Raw genomic sequence first — 15,748 nt, forward strand, 5'->3', positions numbered from 1 at the left:
GTTTTTCTGTCTGACGCAAAAGCCGGGTATGTTTATGCCTGAGCAATTTGAGAACTCACAGGGGGCTTCAGAAGAAAACTCAAAAACTTCAGGCTCACACGGGGTGGCATCTTTGCACTCCAATATCCGATATCTTCCACTAGAGACTGACAGTCAGACTTTTACCGATGCTCTTTTAGAACTAAAGCCAGATCTTGCAATTGCCATGACCTTCTGGATTGAGCCCTACGACTGGCTGCCTGTTAGTGATGCACTTGTGGGTGAAAAATTGAAGGCTGCCGGGGTTCGGACAATCTGTCATCCGGTACAGACTGCGCTGATCTGCTTTGATAAATGGCGGACCCATAACCAGCTGGCGCGGCTGGGCTTTGAAGTGGCGGCGGGAGTTTTCTGCGATCATGATTTATATTTTTGCGCAGGAAGCAATAAAGAAGTATTACGCAATGTTTATAAGGAAAGTGTGCTGGCTCAGATTCGGAGGCTGCAGTTACCTGTTATCATAAAAGATACAACAGGCTTGAGTTCTTATGGAATGACGGTTGCCCATACCTACGGCGAGGTTGCAGGTTATCTTAATTCTAAAAGAAATAATTCAAACAGATTGATAGAAGAGTTTATAAAGGGCCGTCAGTTCGGTTTGGAGATTTACGGTGCGCCTGGGGCTTACACTGTGCTGCCGCCTTTTGAATTCAGTGTAAATCAGTATGGAATTACCAGTCCTAAACAGAGTGTGAAATACGGGCCTTGTGAACTACCTGAGGTTTTGCGGGAGATGATGTTGAAGCTTGCCCATGGGCTTGGGCTTTGCGGGGCTGCTCAGGTTGATTTGATTTTAGATGATGATGGTAAATGGCACATTATTGAAATAAACCCACGCCTTAGCGGAATGACTTATACCTATGCGGCTGCATGCGGGCTTTCTGTTTTTGAGATGATGTATAAGGCGGTGATTGAGCCTGTCGAAATCACCGCAGGATTCAAACCTTTTGTTTTAAGCCTCAAGCTTCCTTTGATGTCAGAAAAACAAATGGAAGAAATCCTGCTACTTGAAGGTGTCAAACTCTTAAATCAAACTAACGACCTTGCTGCAAAACAGGAACGTGAAAAAGGATTCTGCGAGTGTATAATTGCTGCAGATGAAAAATCAATTCTACAGAATGCAGTCGCCAGGTTCGAAGAACTCTTTCCCGGCGATGCAATTATTCTTCAGGCTATGAAGATTATTGAATCAGAAGACTTTTGCATTAGTTAGGTTTAACGCAAAGCCTTTCTATCCGCTTCAAAAATCCCGTGGCGGTTGCAGTAGGCGTAAAGCTTGCGTACCCGGTTGATTTTGAAGCGTGCTTCTGCATTACCTTCCGGGTAAAGTTTTACCAGCTGCACTCCCTGATCAGAAATAGCCGCAATAAAGGAAATATAATGTTCCTTTGTCATCGGATGATTGAGAGTCACAAAATATTCGTCTTCGACAATCTTGACTTTCAGAGAATGTTCCTCGTCCGGGCTTTCGGCTTCCAGTGGCGGCAAGGTAATTCCACAGCAGGAAATTACAGCCTCGCCGGTAGTCTGAATCACATTTCCGCAAACCGGGCAGACATAAAATTTTCCCTTTGCCATATTGCAGGCTTTATTCAGATTTGTAATATCCTCGCCGGAAAGAAGTTCAATCACAGAAACATCCAGTGCCTTTCCAAGAGCTTCAAGCAGTCCCACATCCGGAAATCCTTTTCCTGTTTCCCATTTACTCACGGCCTTGCTTGTTACAAAAATCTTCTGGGCAAGTTCTTCCTGAGTCATCTTCTTGTTTTCGCGGAGTCTTTTAATTACCGCTCCTGTTACATAGTTGTCCATAAAAATCTCCTTAAAAAACTGCCGGCCAACAGATTAAATTGTGATTTTAGATTAGCACAGCAAAGTCTTGGATACAACCTACGCTTCGTGGAACAGAAAGAAATTAATAGACTTGACGTAATTAAACTTTTTCTGTATGTTGGCTTTATGATGTTCAATTTTATGACTCAGGATACACGTTCTCTTACCACAACCACCACAAATGATGATGGCGAGATTAGCGTATGCCCGGGGTACAAAGTGCGATAGTTCGATAGATTGAACATTTTTTAATCTGGATAATCGGCCACTTGCCTTCGGGTAAGTGGCTTTTTTTTGCTCGCAGGGCCCGCAGCAAAATGCAAAAGGAGGTTTTATATGGACTTACACGATTTTAAGGATGTAGCTGAAAACTACGACAGGTATCTTGAGGTTATGTACAGAGATTTTGACGCTCATGAAGGCTTTCAGAATTTTTATCTGGAGCTTGCAAAAAAGTATGGCAAAAATGGTGTGATTGATGTGGCTTGTGGTACCGGCGCGGTTCTGCTCTATCTTGCTGAGCATGGTGTAATTGCTGACGGCACTGATTTGTCTGAGGAAATGTGCCGTGTCTGTTCAGAAAAGGCTGCAGCTAAAAATCTGGACTTGAGAATCTTTCCTGGTAACATGACTGATTTTGATACGGGCAGAAAATATTCACTTGTCATAATTGCAAGAAGCGGTTTTATGCATTTGCCGGACCAGAAGTCTCAGATTGCGGCTTTGAAAAATCTTGGTCGGCATCTTGTTCCTGGCGGCATTCTTACACTTAATACTTTTGACCCCTGGCCGGCCGTACAGGCTCAGCAGATGAATACAAAGCCGGATGATTACTCTTTCCGTCTGGAATATGTAAATAGCCAGGGGCAGCGCGAAAAAATCTACAATGCGATTTCCTATAATCCCTGGACACAGATTATGAGCGGCAACTGGAAGTTTGAAACTTATGATGAAGACGGCAAAGTGATTGGAGAGCGGATTCGCCCACTCAAAATGCGTCAGACTTACCGCTGGGAAATCTTTCTTCTTGCAGAGCTCTGCGGCTTTGAAGTTGTGGATATCTACCGGGGCTACAAGGGCGACAAGGAAGATTTGAATGATCCTATGAGCGCCGCAAAAAATCAGAGTAATCTGATCTGGATTTTAAGAAAAAAATAAAAGGACTGAACATGGAAAAACATAAAATCGTATTACCGGATTATAAAAACTGTATTGCAAACCTACCTAACTCAATTTTGAAAAAATTGGGGCTGACGACCAATGGAGATACCCTTCCTCTTCTGGATAAATATCTTCAAAAGGATTACAAGAACATAGTTGTAATCCTTCTGGACGGAATGGGAAAAGCAATTCTTGAGCGGCATCTTAAAGCTGAGGGAAGTTTCAGGACTCATCTTGCGGGAATCTATTCTTCTACTTTTCTTTCAACTACGGTTGCGGCGACAACTTCTGTTATGTCAGGCTTACAGCCTTGCCAGCATGCCTGGCTTGGCTGGGACTGTTATTATCCTCAGGTAGGTGAAAACGTAACTGTTTTTCTCAATAAGATTCAGGGAACAGAAAAGCCTGCTGCAGATTACAATGTTGCCTGGACTTTGACTCCATACGAGAATGTAACCGAAAAAATCAAAAAAGCTGGAAAAGAAGCTTATCTCCTTGCTCCCTTTCTTGATTCTGAAATCGACAGCTTTGATAAGATTTGCCAACATATAAAAAATATATGTAGATTGGAAGCTGAGGGAACTGGCGTATCGGATAGCCCAAGATACATTTACGCTTACTGGAATCAGCCGGACGGACTTTTGCACACCTATGGCTGCGGGTCTAAAGAGGCGCATGAGTGTATTGTTACTCTTGAGAAAGATGTTGCGGAGCTCGCAGCAGAACTTGAAGATAGTCTTATCGTCGTAACCGCAGACCATGGACACATCGATACAAATTATGTTTATATTCAGGATTACCCGAAGCTTTTTGATTGCCTTGTTCGTAAGCCTTCACTTGAGCCTCGTGTTTTAAATCTCTTTATTAAAGATGGTAAAAAGGAGTTTTTCGAAAAGGAATTCAATCGCCTCTTTGGTGAAAAATTCATTCTGATGCCGGTTGAAGAAGTGATTGCAAAAAATCTGATGGGGACTGGTAAACATCATAAAACTTTCCGCTCGATGCTGGGAGATTATATTGCGATTGCTACCAGTGACCTTTCAATTTATGCAAATGGACAAAAGTTTGTGTCGCTGCACGGAAGCCTTACTCCGGATGAAATGGAGATTCCTCTGATTGTGTATCCTTAGCGCAGTGACGTCAGCGATTTACATTTCTACAGTCTGAACTAAGGCAGAAATTGAGCGGTCTGAAAAGTCGCCTTTTTCTGCCATTTTTTTGATTTCTTCCGGCTTGTACTTTGATTCAGGGTAAACTACTACTACAGCCTTGTCGCCGTTCTGAAGGAAGTTTGATTCGCCCCAGGCTGTGTAGCGTGTTGCTCCGATTGAAACTAGTATGCGTGACGGGCGGCCTGCGGCTACAAGGTAGCTGTGAATGTCTTCTGCGGGACCTTCGTTGAGCTGGTGGTTGAATTTGTCCAGCATCCAGTCAGTCAGTTTTTTGTAGATGTAGCTGTAGTCGCGGACTGCGGAGTTTTCGCCGTAGTCGTGAACTTCACCATTACGGATAAGGAAGCTCGCAATGCGGTAGTCGTTGAGATTGCTCTTTTCTGTAAAACTTTCTGAGTCGAAGGCTATCTGATTTTCTGAAAAGCCTTTTGTGCAAGCACCCCAGTTTTTCTTTTCGCTGATTTTCTTTGCGCCCTGTTTTCTGATTGAGCAGTCGTTTGAGGCGCCAAAGCTTACAGGCCTGAGTTTTACTAACTGGTCGCCTTGCCAGCTTGCATCAAAAATGATTGCACATTCCGGCTCTATCTGAAGTTTTTCTTCGCCCTTTGGGAAAATTATGCGTTTAGGGTCAAAGGGGAAGATTGTAAGAAAATCCGGAATTACTGAAGCGTCTGAGGCCGAATTTGCCTCTTTTTTGGGTAAAAAGGTTGGAAAAATGGCCTTTGGGGCGTTTTGCTCGAGCGTCTTAACGTTTTTAAAGTCAGAAGCTTCTCCTGCCTGCTCCAGGTGTCCTGTAAAATTTCCAGCCACACCGAAGCATGGAATATCATTTGTGTCGTAAAAGTTCATTATCTACCCTTCAACTTCTTGATTACTTTTTTATGCCAGAAGGCACGGAGTTTTTCTGCGGCGCTGTATGGGCGGTAAATTGCCTTGAGCGGAATGTCCCAGCTTCCTGTGCGATGGATATTCTTTCCGCCGAAGTTTGCCTTGAACATATAAAGGCCGTGCATAGGATGATTTTCATCCTTGCCTTCCGGAGGCATTCCGTACATATCATAATACTTACTGCCGTATGCCTTAGCATCCTTTATGGCTGTCCATTGCAAAAGATGATTTGGCATAAGGTTGCGCTTGTTATTGCTGCTGGCTCCGTAAAGATAGATTGCTTCGTCATGGCTGAAAAGTGTCATGATTGAAGCAATTTCCTCACCTTCGTGTTCTGCAATATAAAGACTGATTACAGGAACATCGCGGCCCTTGCTGATTTTCTCTGCAGAGGATTTTATGAGATCCGCATAATATGCCTTTGCGTGGCTTGCATTTCCGTCGCGGGCATTTGTAATCTTTGTAAGCTCATAAAACTTGTCTATTTTTTCAGACAAGTTAATATCATTTCCTAGGTAACGGTGAATGGTAACGCCCTTTCTTTCGCTAAGGCGGATATTATAGCGCCACTTAGAATGCATCTTATCAAGGATTTCTTCTTCTGTATCTGTGAGGTCTACAAGAGTGCTGTCCGGGGGCTGGATGTCTACCGAGTTCTTACGGAGTTTAAGACGGTCCGCATAAGACACCATTTTCATTCCGTAATTAAAGAGGTCGCGATCTTCTGGTGTGCTGAAGCTTACATCCGGGTCAAAGCGGATTGCGATTGTATTTGATGGAAGCTCTGGTTTGAGGGCTGTTGCAAGCTCGCTTAAAAAGTGTGCGAACTCGATTGTCTGAGTTTCAGGGGTTATGATTTCCTGACCTGCGAGAGCTGATGCATCCCCTTCATCATCAAAAGCCTTATCCAGTAATTCTTCCGGTGTGCACTCATAAGGCAGTTTTGGAAACAGAGGAATATATGCAATTGAAAATATTCCTTTTGCAAAGCTACGGTTGAGAACTGCGACTTCACTACATACGGTGGTTGAGCCTGTCGAAACCACCGCAGATTTCGATTTATCACACCCTTCTTCTGCATTCAAGGGCGGCAAGTTATACTCAATTTCAAAACGGCGGTAAGTCCATCCGTGGCGGGCTTTGAACTCGCACCAGAAGGGAGTCTGTAAAAAAGTTCCGTCGTTTTCGTGAGAAGATTTTTCTATTTTGCGGATTTGAATATTAAACATAAGTTCCTTATATTAGATTCCCCGGTCAAGCCGGGGAATGACACATTTGTATTTATTTTCTTATCGACGGCAGGAAGCATGGAAGATTCAACAGCTTCTTCTTAAAAGCCATTCCGTCAATTCTTTTTTTGATAGTTTCAACTTTTGCAGTGTCCATGCCATCTGTTTTGCTTTCTGCTACTGCACGCAAATCAGCATAAGTAAAGCCAAGATTGTCTTCATCAGTCTTACCTGACATACCGTCGCTTGGAGCCTTATCACAAAGCTCTGCTGGGAGGCCAAGCGATTTTCCAAGCTCCACTACTTCATCAACATAAAGATTTGCAAGGGCTGCAAAGTCTCCTGCTCCGTCTCCCCACAAGGTAAAGTAGCCTGCAAGGCGTTCACTCAGGTTTCCGTTATTTGAAACACGGGCATTTCCTTCCAGGGCCGCAATTCCGTAGAGAGTTGCCATGCGGAGGCGTGCCGGGGTGTTTGTTTTATACTGAGGAGGAACTTCATCAGCTCCGACAGAATCTTTTATAGCGCGGGTAAGTCCGTTATAGGCGTCGGCAATGTTTACAGTGTAATTTTTGATTCCAAGGTGAGCACAGAGCTTTTTAGAATCTTCAATATCAGACTGAACGCCGTTTGGCATCATCACGCCGATAACGCGGTCTTTGCCAAGGGCGGCGCAACAGAGAGCGGCAACTGTAGATGAGTCCTTACCACCCGAGATTCCGATTACGGCCTTGGTTTGAGAATTGCCGTTCTTTTCAAAATAGTCGCGTACCCATGCAATTGCTTCGTCTTTAATGCTCATATTTGTCCTCTGCGGTGGTTTCGATACGGCTTCGCCTACTCAACCACCGTACTTTTAGCCTATCTCCGAATTAAGTGCTTTCTCTGTTTTAATTTCTTTTCCGTCAGCGAGGAGCTTCTTTCCGGCAATCTGAACAAGGCCGTCTTTTGCGGCAATCTGAACTGCAAAGAACTCATCACCTGTAATCTGCTCCTTCTTTGCGGCATTTACATCAGCGCCTTCGAGAACTACTTTTGTACCAGGTGCAGCCCAGCCTGCATCAAGAACTTCAACGCAGTCCTTGCCATCAGCATCTTTATAGTCTCCGGCAAGAAGCATACCGCGGCTTTCAACACCACGCATTGTGCGAGGTGCGAGATTGCTTGCGATAATTACATGCTTTCCAAGCAGGTCACTCTCTTTCAGGTACATGCGGAGGCCGCTCTGAATTGTACGAGGTGTACCGCTTCCGTCATCAAGAGTTTCGATATAAAGTTTTTCTCCTTCAGGATTTGGCTTTACGTCAACAATCTTTGCTACAGTGAGTTCGATATTTTTGTTGAAGAAATCAGCCTGCTGGTCTACTGGCAATACAGTTGGCTCGGCCTTTTTCTTATCAGCTTTCTTTTCTTTCTTTTCAGCCTTCTGCTGCTTACCTGCAAATTTCTCGCGGAAGGCAAGCATAGTCTTCTGATCCATTGGCTTGAAGTAAACTTCTGTTGGTCCGACAGTTGTAAGGCCTTCGAGCTTGCCAAGGTCTTCCCAGGTATAACCAGGCTGAGTTTCCATTCCAACCTTCTTCACCTGAATAGACTTTCCAAAGTAGCTCATAATTTTTTGAGTATACTGTGGCATATAAGGATTCATCATAATCATCAAATCCTTAATTACATAGCAGAGATTGTGAATCAGGCTTTCTGCTACTGCAGGATTTTCTGTACGTGCCTTCCAAGGCTCAGTTGCCTGGAACTTCTTATTACAGATATCAGAAATTTCAAACATTGTGTGGAAAGCATCCTTCAAATCAGCCCATTCAAGGCTAGCAGTTGCCTTAGCTTCAAGCTCGCGAACCTTTGTCCAGAGCTCTTCATCAACTGGTGCGTCAGGAATCTTTCCTTCATAATATTTATTTACAAACAAGAGTGTGCGGTTTACAAGATTTCCGAGGTTACCAATCAGCTCGCCGTTAAGTTTTTCCATAAAGTCTTTCCATGTAAACTGATAGTCCTGCTTTTCCGGGCGGTTATAGAAGATATAGAAACGCCATGCATCAGCTGGGATTCCGCTCTCAATTGCGTCGCTTCCAAACACACCGATTCCAAGACTCTTAGAGAACTTTCCATCCTCATAATTAAGGAACTCAGTAGAAGACATGTGATGAAGTTTTGTCCACTCGTGAGGTGAGCCTAACAATGTTGAAGGGAAAATTACAGTATGGAAAGGAATGTTGTCTTTTCCGATAAACTGGAAGAGATCTACCTTAGGCTTATTCTTACCTTCTTCTGATTCACTTGGAATCCACCAGCTCTTCCAGTCAAAACTCTGCTTGCCGGCCTTTACAAGCTCATCAGCCAACTGCTTTGTGATAGAAATATATCCGATTGGTGCATTGAACCAAACGTAGAATACTTTGTTTTCATAACCAGGCTTTGGAACAGGAATACCCCACTTAAGGTCGCGGGTAATTGCACGTTCCTGAAGACCATCACGGATCCAGGCCTTAGTCATGTTGATGGCATTGTCTGCCCAACGTCCCTCTACACTAGCCTTTTCCATCCATTCGTTGAGCTTGCCGCTCATTGCAGGAAGGTCAATGTACAAGTGTTTTGTTTCGCGAACTTCTGGAGTTCCGCCGCAGGTATGACAGCGAGGCTCTTTAAGTTCAGTCGGGTCAAGGAGCGAACCACACTTATCGCACTGGTCACCGCGGGCCTTTTCGTAACCGCACTTAGGACAAGTTCCGTCAACATAGCGGTCTGCAAGGAACATATTACAGTGAGGACAGAAAAGCTGCTTGTTTACATGCTCGTGAATGAGGCCAGCCTTGTCCAAATCATTGAAAAGCGACTGTGTAATTTCTGTACACTGCTCGTTAGAAGTGCGGCCGAATTTATCAAAATCAATTTTAAACCATTCATAGATTTTTGTGTGCTCACCATAGTAGTGGTCGCAGAGTGCACGAGGCTCAGTCTTTTCTTCAAGAGCCTTAGTTTCGGTTGCAGTACCGTATTCATCAACACCACAAACATAAAGAGTGTCGTAACCACGGCTGCGGCAGAAGCGCGCAAAAACATCGCCCGAAAGCGACTGAATTATATTTCCCAAATGCGGAATGTTATTAACGTAGGGTAAAGCTGCTGTGATAAGTCGTCTGTTCATTTTTTCCTCAAAATCATTAAAAAATAATTACAATATTATAGTGTTTTTTGAGAATATATTCCATCACCGTTTTGCTTTTTCAATAATCTCCTCAAAAAAATCCCTGTATTCTTCTTCCTTCATCTGTACGTAGCCAGCCCTGTTGTCTGAGCCAACCTTTTTCAGAATTTCTTCTTTGATTTGATTATACTTGTCTCGTGCTTCATCATGACTTCTCAAATAATCGCGGAATAAAATATGGCGCTTGTATTCTTCGTTATCAAAGGAACACACATAAAGATGATGATCAATCGAATCAAGAATTTCGTTATGCACCGGGCCATTTCTTCCAAATGCCTCCCGCCCTTTGATTCCCCTATCGCCTTCATGATCATAACCGATTGACGCAAGCGACTTTTTTACCGTTTCAAAATCAGCCCAATTATCCAGTCCCACATCAATATCAATAATCGGTTTTGCTTTCATTCCGGGAATTGAAGTGCTGCCGACATGCTGTACCTGGCAGGGCATTATAAGCACCTTCTGCAACTGGCCTTTTATCTTCAAAAAATCATCCGGCCACTTTTTATCATATTCAACTACAACAATACTCATATTTTTATTATTTCATATAAATTACAAATAAACAATTTCCCTATAAAAAAAAACTTGACATATATATCACACTGCGATATATTATATCTAACTTCGCTATAGCGAGGTGCGATATATCGAAATGCAATACTAAAAGCGGACTTCGGCCTGCCCGCTTACTAAGGAGTTGAAATGGATGCAAAAATAAAGCGTGTTTATGTTCCAATGACAGAAACAGGCTTTTACATTCTCTTTTGCCTTCAGGAAGAAATGCATGGCTACAATATAACTCAAAAGGTAAAAGAGATGACTGAGGGTCAAGTCGAAATTGGTCCGGGTACAATGTACGGTTCTTTGGGAAAAATGGAAAAAGATGGTTTGATTGAGTTTGTTCGCGAGGAAGAAAAACGAAAGCTTTATAAAATCACACCTCTTGGCCAGGAAATTCTGCAGTTAGAGATTGCAAGAATCAAAAGACTTTATAGAAATATCGAGGGAAAATAAATATGAAAAATACGAAAACACTTTTTAGATTTTTTACACTTTTTGAATATGAGGAAGAAGAAGCTTTTCTTGAGAAGCAGCATAAAAATGGCTGGAAGGTTACCGGCTTTAAACTCCCAGGCTTTTACAAATTTGAAAAATGCGAACCTGAGGATATGACTTACAGAATTGATTTTACAAACGAAAACGGAGCAAAGAATGCTGAATACCAGCAAATCTTTGCAGACAATGGCTGGGAGTTCCTCTGGTCTGTAAACGGTTTTTCAATCTTTAGAAAAGAAGGTTTTTCTGCCAGTGAGGGCAATAACGAAATCTTTACTGACAATGCATCAAAGCTTCAGATGCTTCAGAAAATCCAGCAGCGCAGACTCCTGCCTCTTATTACAATTTTCCTTTGTGCAATTCTTCCAAACTTTGTTAAAGGAATCGGCGGGGAATTTGGTAATACAATCGGTGACATTGTAATTACAGTTTTCTTTGGAATTATGTTTATTCTTTACACTTATGTTTTCATAAAGAGTTTTATAAAGATAAAAAAGCTTAAAGAGAAGTTGCAGTAAGTTATAATATGTAAAAATACGAGGCTTTGGCTTTTATTAATATTTCTGCTTTGATAGTAATCTGCTTGAAAAATGAAATATTCCAAAGCCTCCGAAAACTGCAATTGCCTTATCAATAAGATTTACAGGCAGTCTTGCAAGAAAGGCACTCAACTGCACACTAAGATTCTGCATAATCAGAGTATAGGTTAGAAACATAATTGTTGTATTTTCATTATCTCCTACTTTTTCTGCAAAGAAAACTGAATAAATAATAGAACCTTCAAAGCTTATAATAACGGTTGAAAGAAAGAATAAAATAGATAGCCGAATCCAGGAAAAATCTTCATGTCGTGTTACGAGAGCTTTTGTCAGCAAAGTGCCTGTTATGCAACAGATTCCGTAGAAAATGTATAGAAAATTATGATGATAAAAAATGGTCCAGAATGAATGTCCAAGTCCAACAATAAGACCACAAGGAATTCCAAAAAAACTTCCAACATACACAAAAATCATATCCATAAAAAAAGGCCACTGAAAACTTTGTGCCACATATGCAACAAGAATATTACATACAGTAAAAATGAGTCCAAGAATAATTTGTGTTTTTATTGAATATTTTTGAAAGGTCATTGTATATATTATAAATAAAAAAGAGGGGGAAGTCTCCCCCTGCGCTCGCACTTCGTTGCTCGCTACCCTCTCGCCTAGGGGCTTTAGCAGCCCCTAAAACCCTGCTTTATTATTCCTTTACAAAAACAAAAACGCCAGCACCCCACTTAAAATACGCCAGAGTTACATCTTTATCTCCAAGATGAACTTTACCTTCCCAACCGTATGTTAGCCAAGGATAACAATGGAAAGAACCATCATTACCAATTGTTTTACAACGAATCTGAATTTCCGGATTATAAATTACAGACCCATCAAGTTTCTTTACATAATTTGCAGGATCCTGAGTTGCTCCTATAAGGAATCTATTTCCATTCCAATCAAAAATATATACAGGTTCATCTTCTGTCACATTTTCAAAAAGAGCTTTATTTGAGTCATCCTTAAACAGATATCTATTAACAGGTTCAAAGCCTGGCTTATAAACTCCAGCTCTAATATCAACCATATCATAGTATTCGATTCCAAAATTATCATTTTCAAACAATGCAGTTTCTTCGTTTGGACCGGTTTTAATGAAAGCTCTATAATCTCCCTTACCTGCATTCAAACAGACAAATGTTAAATCATATTTATTCTTGTTAATACTTACTTCTACCTCTGCTTGCATTCCAATACGATTTTTTTCACTTGCACTTGAAAGATCAAATCTGTTGTTAGTCGTATAACTCAAACTTTTTATATTTTCACTCTTTGGTATTATCTGCCAGCCTTTTTCTGGATTGTAAAAAATCGAAATTTTATAATTATCAATGTCAAAAATACCTGTCTTGCAGGAAAGTTCTACTTCTCCTTTTTCTTTCATATTAACGGTAAATGAAACATCTTCACTTCCGTTTTGTGGAATATTTTTATAGTTTGATTTATAAATTCCTTTGGAAATATCTGAGTCTGAATAAATTCTTCTGTAGTTTTCATAATCTCTGGTAAAAGCCGCAGATTTTCCTGATTTCTTTGTTTTTTCAGTTTTTTTTGCTTTTGTTTTTGAATTTGCCTTACTAGATTTTTCATTCTGAATTACAGGATAATTGCTTGTATCTTTAACCCAGACTCTTTTAGCTCCATCATACTGAGAAAAAACAATTCTGACTTTATTATTTCCAAGCTGAATATCTGCTTCAACACCAACTCCAAGTCTGCCACTAGGTTTTCCATTAGCTTCTGTATACATATAAAAAACAGAAACTATGTTTAAAGGTATAAGGCTTCCGTCTGTATTTTGTAGCCATTTGCTGCCATCATTACTATTTCCATTAAAAATAAAATCTGTACCTTTGTAAGAATATTTATAGATAAAACCTGCATTTTCAGGTCTTTCTATTACTTCTCCCCAAAGTCTTGTATAGCCTGGCTTAAAAATTCCTTCGCAAATGTCAGCAGCATCATAACAAACAGCTTTGTCAATAGTTTTTGATGCAGCAGAATCCTTTGGAGCTTCATTTTCCACCCACATTCTAAAGCCGTCATAATCAGAATATATTCCTGCCTTATTACTGCTTATTCCTGCAATTACTAATGTGTATTTTTTGCCTTTAAGTTCTATCTGAGTGATAACTCCGCCAGAGCCACCGCCCTGATACTTAAAATAAGATTCTTCCCTTTCCCTGTAGGACTCTTTACTAATCCACATTTTGCCATTTTCATCGCAAAGCTGCAGGGCTCCACTACCATCTTCACTATAACCTACAAAAAGAGTATTGCCTTCCAGTTCAAAAACTCCAATCTTTCTTTCAAAACCATCTTTATAATTCAACATACGGTTTTGTGGAATTGAAACAAAATTGCTTCTGTAGTTACCATTAAGATATTCCGCATTTTCATAGAAACGAGCACCATAATTGTAATCTCTAATAAATTTTGCTTCTTCCGCAAAAATACTGGTAGTTGTCATAAATGCCAGAACTGCAATAATCGTTAAAAAAGATTTTTTCATTTTTTCCTCCAAAGGGAATTATAAAACAAAAGAAAAATTTTGTAGTGAGAGAGTTTTCATTAAAAATTGATGAAAAAAATCATCATTTAAAAATCTTCAATTATATAAGTCTTTTATAGATCACCAAATTTGTTAATCAATTCTTTCTTACTGCTTACTGCAAGCTTTGAAAGAATACGTGTCATATAATTATCTACAGCGCGTGTTGTAATTCCCATCTGCTTTGCAATTTCTTCTTCATTTTTATTCTGGAAAAATAAGCCTGCAAGTTCTTTTTCGCGTTTTGTGAGACTTTGAAAAAGATTTGTGTAAATTACATAATCTGATGTTAGGCTTTCTTCCATAAAGAAAGTGCCAGTACTAGCCTTTTCCATCGCCTGCAGCAGAACTTCTAAATCTGCATTTTTAGAAACATAACCAACAGCACCTGCCCTTACCGCCTGCTCAACAATTCCGGCTCCTTTGAACATTGAATAGCAGATGCAGTAAATATTCTTATAATTTTCTTTAATAAAGCGGATAAGTGAAAGTCCGTCTTCATCTCCAAGGTTGATATCGACAATGCAGATAAGAGGCTGGTATTCAGTTTTGCAGTAATCAGAAAGAAAAGTCTTTGTGTCGCTAACACTTGCAAAAGTTCCCACACAATGAAAATCACTTTTTTCTTCGATAATTTTACTTACACCCTGTCGCACAAGATTGTGGTCTTCAATCATTATATAATTCATTTTTTCACCATTATTTCCCAATTTTGATTTGAACTTCAGTACCCTCTCCAGGTTCGGAAAGATATTTTATACTTCCTCCAATTTCGTTCAGACGAAGTTTAATATTCTGCAAGCCGAAATGAAGATTTTTTATACTTGTGATTTTTGTAGAGTTCATCTGTTCGAGCAGCTTTGAATCAAGACCTTTTCCATCATCAGAAATAAAAATCAAAAGTCCGCCTTTAAGTTTGTCACTATTAGAAGGACCTCGAATTAAAACCGTTACTTCACCTGCTCCGCTGTGTTTTTCAATATTTGTAAGCAGCTCCATAATTATTCTAAAAAGATGATGGAAGGTTATCTGCGGCAGCGAATCAAAATCTGCATCTGGAGTAATTACAAGGGAAGTTTCAATTCCGGTTCGCTTCTGGTAATTGTCTATAGCATTTTTTAAAGCCTGTGGAAAATTGCCCTTATCCATATTTATTGATGAAAGTGTGTAACAGGTGTTGCGGATATTTTCTATGCATTCGGTCTGGTTTGTTTTAATCTCTTTTGCAAGTTCAGTATCCGAAACTTTTTCTGCAAGAATTGAAACATAACGCATCTGTTGGGCAACAGAATCATGGAGCTCAAGTGCAATGCGGCGGCGTTCTTCTTCCTGTCCTTTGTTTGTTGCCTTAAGAATTTTTTCAACTTCAATTCTTCTTGCATAAGTAAACTGATAGAAAAACAAGAGAGCCATTACTAAAAGAATCAAAACTCCCATCAAAATAATCAGCTGCATAAAAACTGTTCCGCTTTTTTGATAAATCAAACCTTTAGAAATATAAAAGGCTGTTACAAGGCGGGATAGTTCTTGTGCATCGCGGTTTTTACAGGCTTCTTCCATATCGGAAATCTGATTATGTACTCCAAACATTGAGTTTGCAATTTTATAGGTTTTGAGGCCCTTTTCTCTTTCAAGTTCATTTAAGAAATCTTTTTGTGCAGCAGCTATTATTTTCTGATCTGCATCACTTGAGAGAACCTGATCAAGGCGGAGCCAGGCATTATAAAGTGCAAAATCAAGACTTTCTGTTATATACATCTGTTCGAGAAAAATTGAATCTGTTGTACCGAGTTCTGTGATTTTATTAGAAGAAGTCTGATTGTTACTGGATGAAGAATTCTTGCTGCAGGACGAAAAAATAAATAAGGGTAAAAGTAAAAATATAAGTTCAGCACGACGATATTTTTTTTTCATATCGTTTAATTATATCATGGAATTTTACAGATTGCCATTACGAAAAACGGTGAATAAATTCATCAAAATTTGATTATTTTGTTCTCACTACA

15 protein-coding genes are annotated in these 15,748 nt (G+C 40.3%); 5 read left to right on the forward strand and 10 right to left on the reverse strand.

The window, feature by feature from the left end; translation table 11 throughout:
• Window positions 1-34 precede the first annotated feature (34 nt).
• Window positions 35-1,252 carry an ATP-grasp domain-containing protein gene (locus tag G626_RS0110360; RefSeq protein ID WP_027727115.1) on the forward strand — a complete coding sequence of 406 codons (1,218 nt, stop codon included), beginning with the start codon at window positions 35-37 and terminating at the stop codon, window positions 1,250-1,252.
• A gap of 2 nt (window positions 1,253-1,254) precedes the next feature.
• On the opposite strand, the gene G626_RS0110365 is transcribed toward G626_RS0110360, so the two are convergent.
• Window positions 1,255-1,851 carry a helix-turn-helix domain-containing protein gene (locus G626_RS0110365; protein ID WP_022932717.1) on the reverse strand — a complete coding sequence of 199 codons (597 nt, stop codon included), beginning with the start codon at window positions 1,849-1,851 and terminating at the stop codon, window positions 1,255-1,257.
• 357 nt (window positions 1,852-2,208) lie between these two features.
• Here G626_RS0110365 and G626_RS17555 point away from each other — a divergent pair, with 357 nt between their 5' ends.
• Together G626_RS17555 and G626_RS0110375 are read left to right on the forward strand one after the other, a co-directional pair.
• On the forward strand, window positions 2,209-3,030 hold the full coding sequence (locus tag G626_RS17555) for a class I SAM-dependent methyltransferase (protein WP_022932718.1): 822 nt from the start codon (window positions 2,209-2,211) through the stop codon (window positions 3,028-3,030).
• An 11-nt stretch (window positions 3,031-3,041) separates the two neighbouring features.
• Window positions 3,042-4,163 carry an alkaline phosphatase family protein gene (locus G626_RS0110375; protein WP_022932719.1) on the forward strand — a complete coding sequence of 374 codons (1,122 nt, stop codon included), beginning with the start codon at window positions 3,042-3,044 and terminating at the stop codon, window positions 4,161-4,163.
• Between the two features lie 18 nt (window positions 4,164-4,181).
• On the opposite strand, the gene G626_RS0110380 is transcribed toward G626_RS0110375, so the two are convergent.
• The 5 genes from G626_RS0110380 to G626_RS0110400 form a co-directional block, all read right to left on the reverse strand.
• Window positions 4,182-5,054 carry a DUF5718 family protein gene (locus G626_RS0110380; protein WP_022932720.1) on the reverse strand — a complete coding sequence of 291 codons (873 nt, stop codon included), beginning with the start codon at window positions 5,052-5,054 and terminating at the stop codon, window positions 4,182-4,184.
• Window positions 5,054-6,322 carry a lipid II:glycine glycyltransferase FemX gene (locus tag G626_RS0110385; RefSeq protein WP_022932721.1) on the reverse strand — a complete coding sequence of 423 codons (1,269 nt, stop codon included), beginning with the start codon at window positions 6,320-6,322 and terminating at the stop codon, window positions 5,054-5,056. The genes G626_RS0110380 and G626_RS0110385 overlap by 1 nt, the downstream gene beginning before the upstream one ends.
• A gap of 52 nt (window positions 6,323-6,374) precedes the next feature.
• Window positions 6,375-7,124 (reverse strand): NAD(+) synthase, encoded by a 750-nt coding sequence (gene nadE / locus G626_RS0110390; RefSeq protein WP_022932722.1) that lies wholly within the window; start codon window positions 7,122-7,124, stop codon window positions 6,375-6,377.
• A 54-nt stretch (window positions 7,125-7,178) separates the two neighbouring features.
• Window positions 7,179-9,482, reverse strand: coding sequence for a methionine--tRNA ligase (gene metG / locus G626_RS0110395; RefSeq protein WP_022932723.1), 2,304 nt, complete (start codon window positions 9,480-9,482; stop codon window positions 7,179-7,181).
• A 63-nt stretch (window positions 9,483-9,545) separates the two neighbouring features.
• Complete coding sequence (locus tag G626_RS0110400; RefSeq protein ID WP_022932724.1) at window positions 9,546-10,076, reverse strand: GrpB family protein; 531 nt, start codon at window positions 10,074-10,076, stop codon at window positions 9,546-9,548.
• A gap of 171 nt (window positions 10,077-10,247) precedes the next feature.
• Between G626_RS0110400 and G626_RS0110405 the strand changes: the two genes are divergently transcribed.
• Together G626_RS0110405 and G626_RS0110410 are read left to right on the forward strand one after the other, a co-directional pair.
• Entirely contained in the window at window positions 10,248-10,559 is a 312-nt protein-coding gene (locus tag G626_RS0110405) for a PadR family transcriptional regulator (RefSeq protein WP_022932725.1), read from the forward strand.
• 2 nt (window positions 10,560-10,561) lie between these two features.
• Window positions 10,562-11,119 carry a DUF2812 domain-containing protein gene (locus G626_RS0110410; RefSeq protein ID WP_022932726.1) on the forward strand — a complete coding sequence of 186 codons (558 nt, stop codon included), beginning with the start codon at window positions 10,562-10,564 and terminating at the stop codon, window positions 11,117-11,119.
• A 36-nt stretch (window positions 11,120-11,155) separates the two neighbouring features.
• On the opposite strand, the gene G626_RS0110415 is transcribed toward G626_RS0110410, so the two are convergent.
• The 4 genes from G626_RS0110415 to G626_RS0110430 all read right to left on the reverse strand — a co-directional run bounded on the left by G626_RS0110415 (window position 11,156) and on the right by G626_RS0110430 (window position 15,656).
• Window positions 11,156-11,731, reverse strand: coding sequence for a hypothetical protein (locus tag G626_RS0110415; protein WP_022932727.1), 576 nt, complete (start codon window positions 11,729-11,731; stop codon window positions 11,156-11,158).
• 109 nt (window positions 11,732-11,840) lie between these two features.
• Window positions 11,841-13,703: a hypothetical protein gene (locus G626_RS0110420; RefSeq protein ID WP_022932728.1), complete on the reverse strand. Its 1,863-nt coding sequence runs from the start codon at window positions 13,701-13,703 to the stop codon at window positions 11,841-11,843.
• A 113-nt stretch (window positions 13,704-13,816) separates the two neighbouring features.
• A complete protein-coding gene (locus tag G626_RS0110425; RefSeq protein ID WP_156003303.1) occupies window positions 13,817-14,431 on the reverse strand; it encodes a response regulator transcription factor in 615 nt (204 codons plus the stop codon).
• A 10-nt stretch (window positions 14,432-14,441) separates the two neighbouring features.
• Entirely contained in the window at window positions 14,442-15,656 is a 1,215-nt protein-coding gene (locus tag G626_RS0110430) for a sensor histidine kinase (protein WP_022932730.1), read from the reverse strand.
• Window positions 15,657-15,748 lie beyond the last annotated feature (92 nt).

It is taken from the genome of Treponema bryantii NK4A124 (assembly GCF_000421345.1).
GTDB classification, from domain to species: Bacteria; Spirochaetota; Spirochaetia; order Treponematales; family Treponemataceae; genus Treponema_D; species Treponema_D bryantii_B.

What these genes read in the sequence shown, in the direction of transcription:
- G626_RS0110410 (WP_022932726.1), top strand. Translation starts at nt 10,562, where the DNA reads ATGAAAAATACGAAAACACTTTTTAGATTTTTTACACTTTTTGAATAT.
- G626_RS0110430 (WP_022932730.1), bottom strand. Translation starts at nt 15,656, where the DNA reads ATGAAAAAAAAATATCGTCGTGCTGAACTTATATTTTTACTTTTACCC.
- G626_RS0110415 (WP_022932727.1), bottom strand. Translation starts at nt 11,731, where the DNA reads ATGACCTTTCAAAAATATTCAATAAAAACACAAATTATTCTTGGACTC.
- G626_RS0110405 (WP_022932725.1), top strand. Translation starts at nt 10,248, where the DNA reads ATGGATGCAAAAATAAAGCGTGTTTATGTTCCAATGACAGAAACAGGC.
- G626_RS0110380 (WP_022932720.1), bottom strand. Translation starts at nt 5,054, where the DNA reads ATGAACTTTTACGACACAAATGATATTCCATGCTTCGGTGTGGCTGGA.
- G626_RS0110385 (WP_022932721.1), bottom strand. Translation starts at nt 6,322, where the DNA reads ATGTTTAATATTCAAATCCGCAAAATAGAAAAATCTTCTCACGAAAAC.
- G626_RS0110400 (WP_022932724.1), bottom strand. Translation starts at nt 10,076, where the DNA reads ATGAGTATTGTTGTAGTTGAATATGATAAAAAGTGGCCGGATGATTTT.
- nadE (WP_022932722.1), bottom strand. Translation starts at nt 7,124, where the DNA reads ATGAGCATTAAAGACGAAGCAATTGCATGGGTACGCGACTATTTTGAA.
- G626_RS17555 (WP_022932718.1), top strand. Translation starts at nt 2,209, where the DNA reads ATGGACTTACACGATTTTAAGGATGTAGCTGAAAACTACGACAGGTAT.
- G626_RS0110425 (WP_156003303.1), bottom strand. Translation starts at nt 14,431, where the DNA reads ATGAATTATATAATGATTGAAGACCACAATCTTGTGCGACAGGGTGTA.
- metG (WP_022932723.1), bottom strand. Translation starts at nt 9,482, where the DNA reads ATGAACAGACGACTTATCACAGCAGCTTTACCCTACGTTAATAACATT.
- G626_RS0110420 (WP_022932728.1), bottom strand. Translation starts at nt 13,703, where the DNA reads ATGAAAAAATCTTTTTTAACGATTATTGCAGTTCTGGCATTTATGACA.
- G626_RS0110375 (WP_022932719.1), top strand. Translation starts at nt 3,042, where the DNA reads ATGGAAAAACATAAAATCGTATTACCGGATTATAAAAACTGTATTGCA.
- G626_RS0110360 (WP_027727115.1), top strand. Translation starts at nt 35, where the DNA reads ATGCCTGAGCAATTTGAGAACTCACAGGGGGCTTCAGAAGAAAACTCA.
- G626_RS0110365 (WP_022932717.1), bottom strand. Translation starts at nt 1,851, where the DNA reads ATGGACAACTATGTAACAGGAGCGGTAATTAAAAGACTCCGCGAAAAC.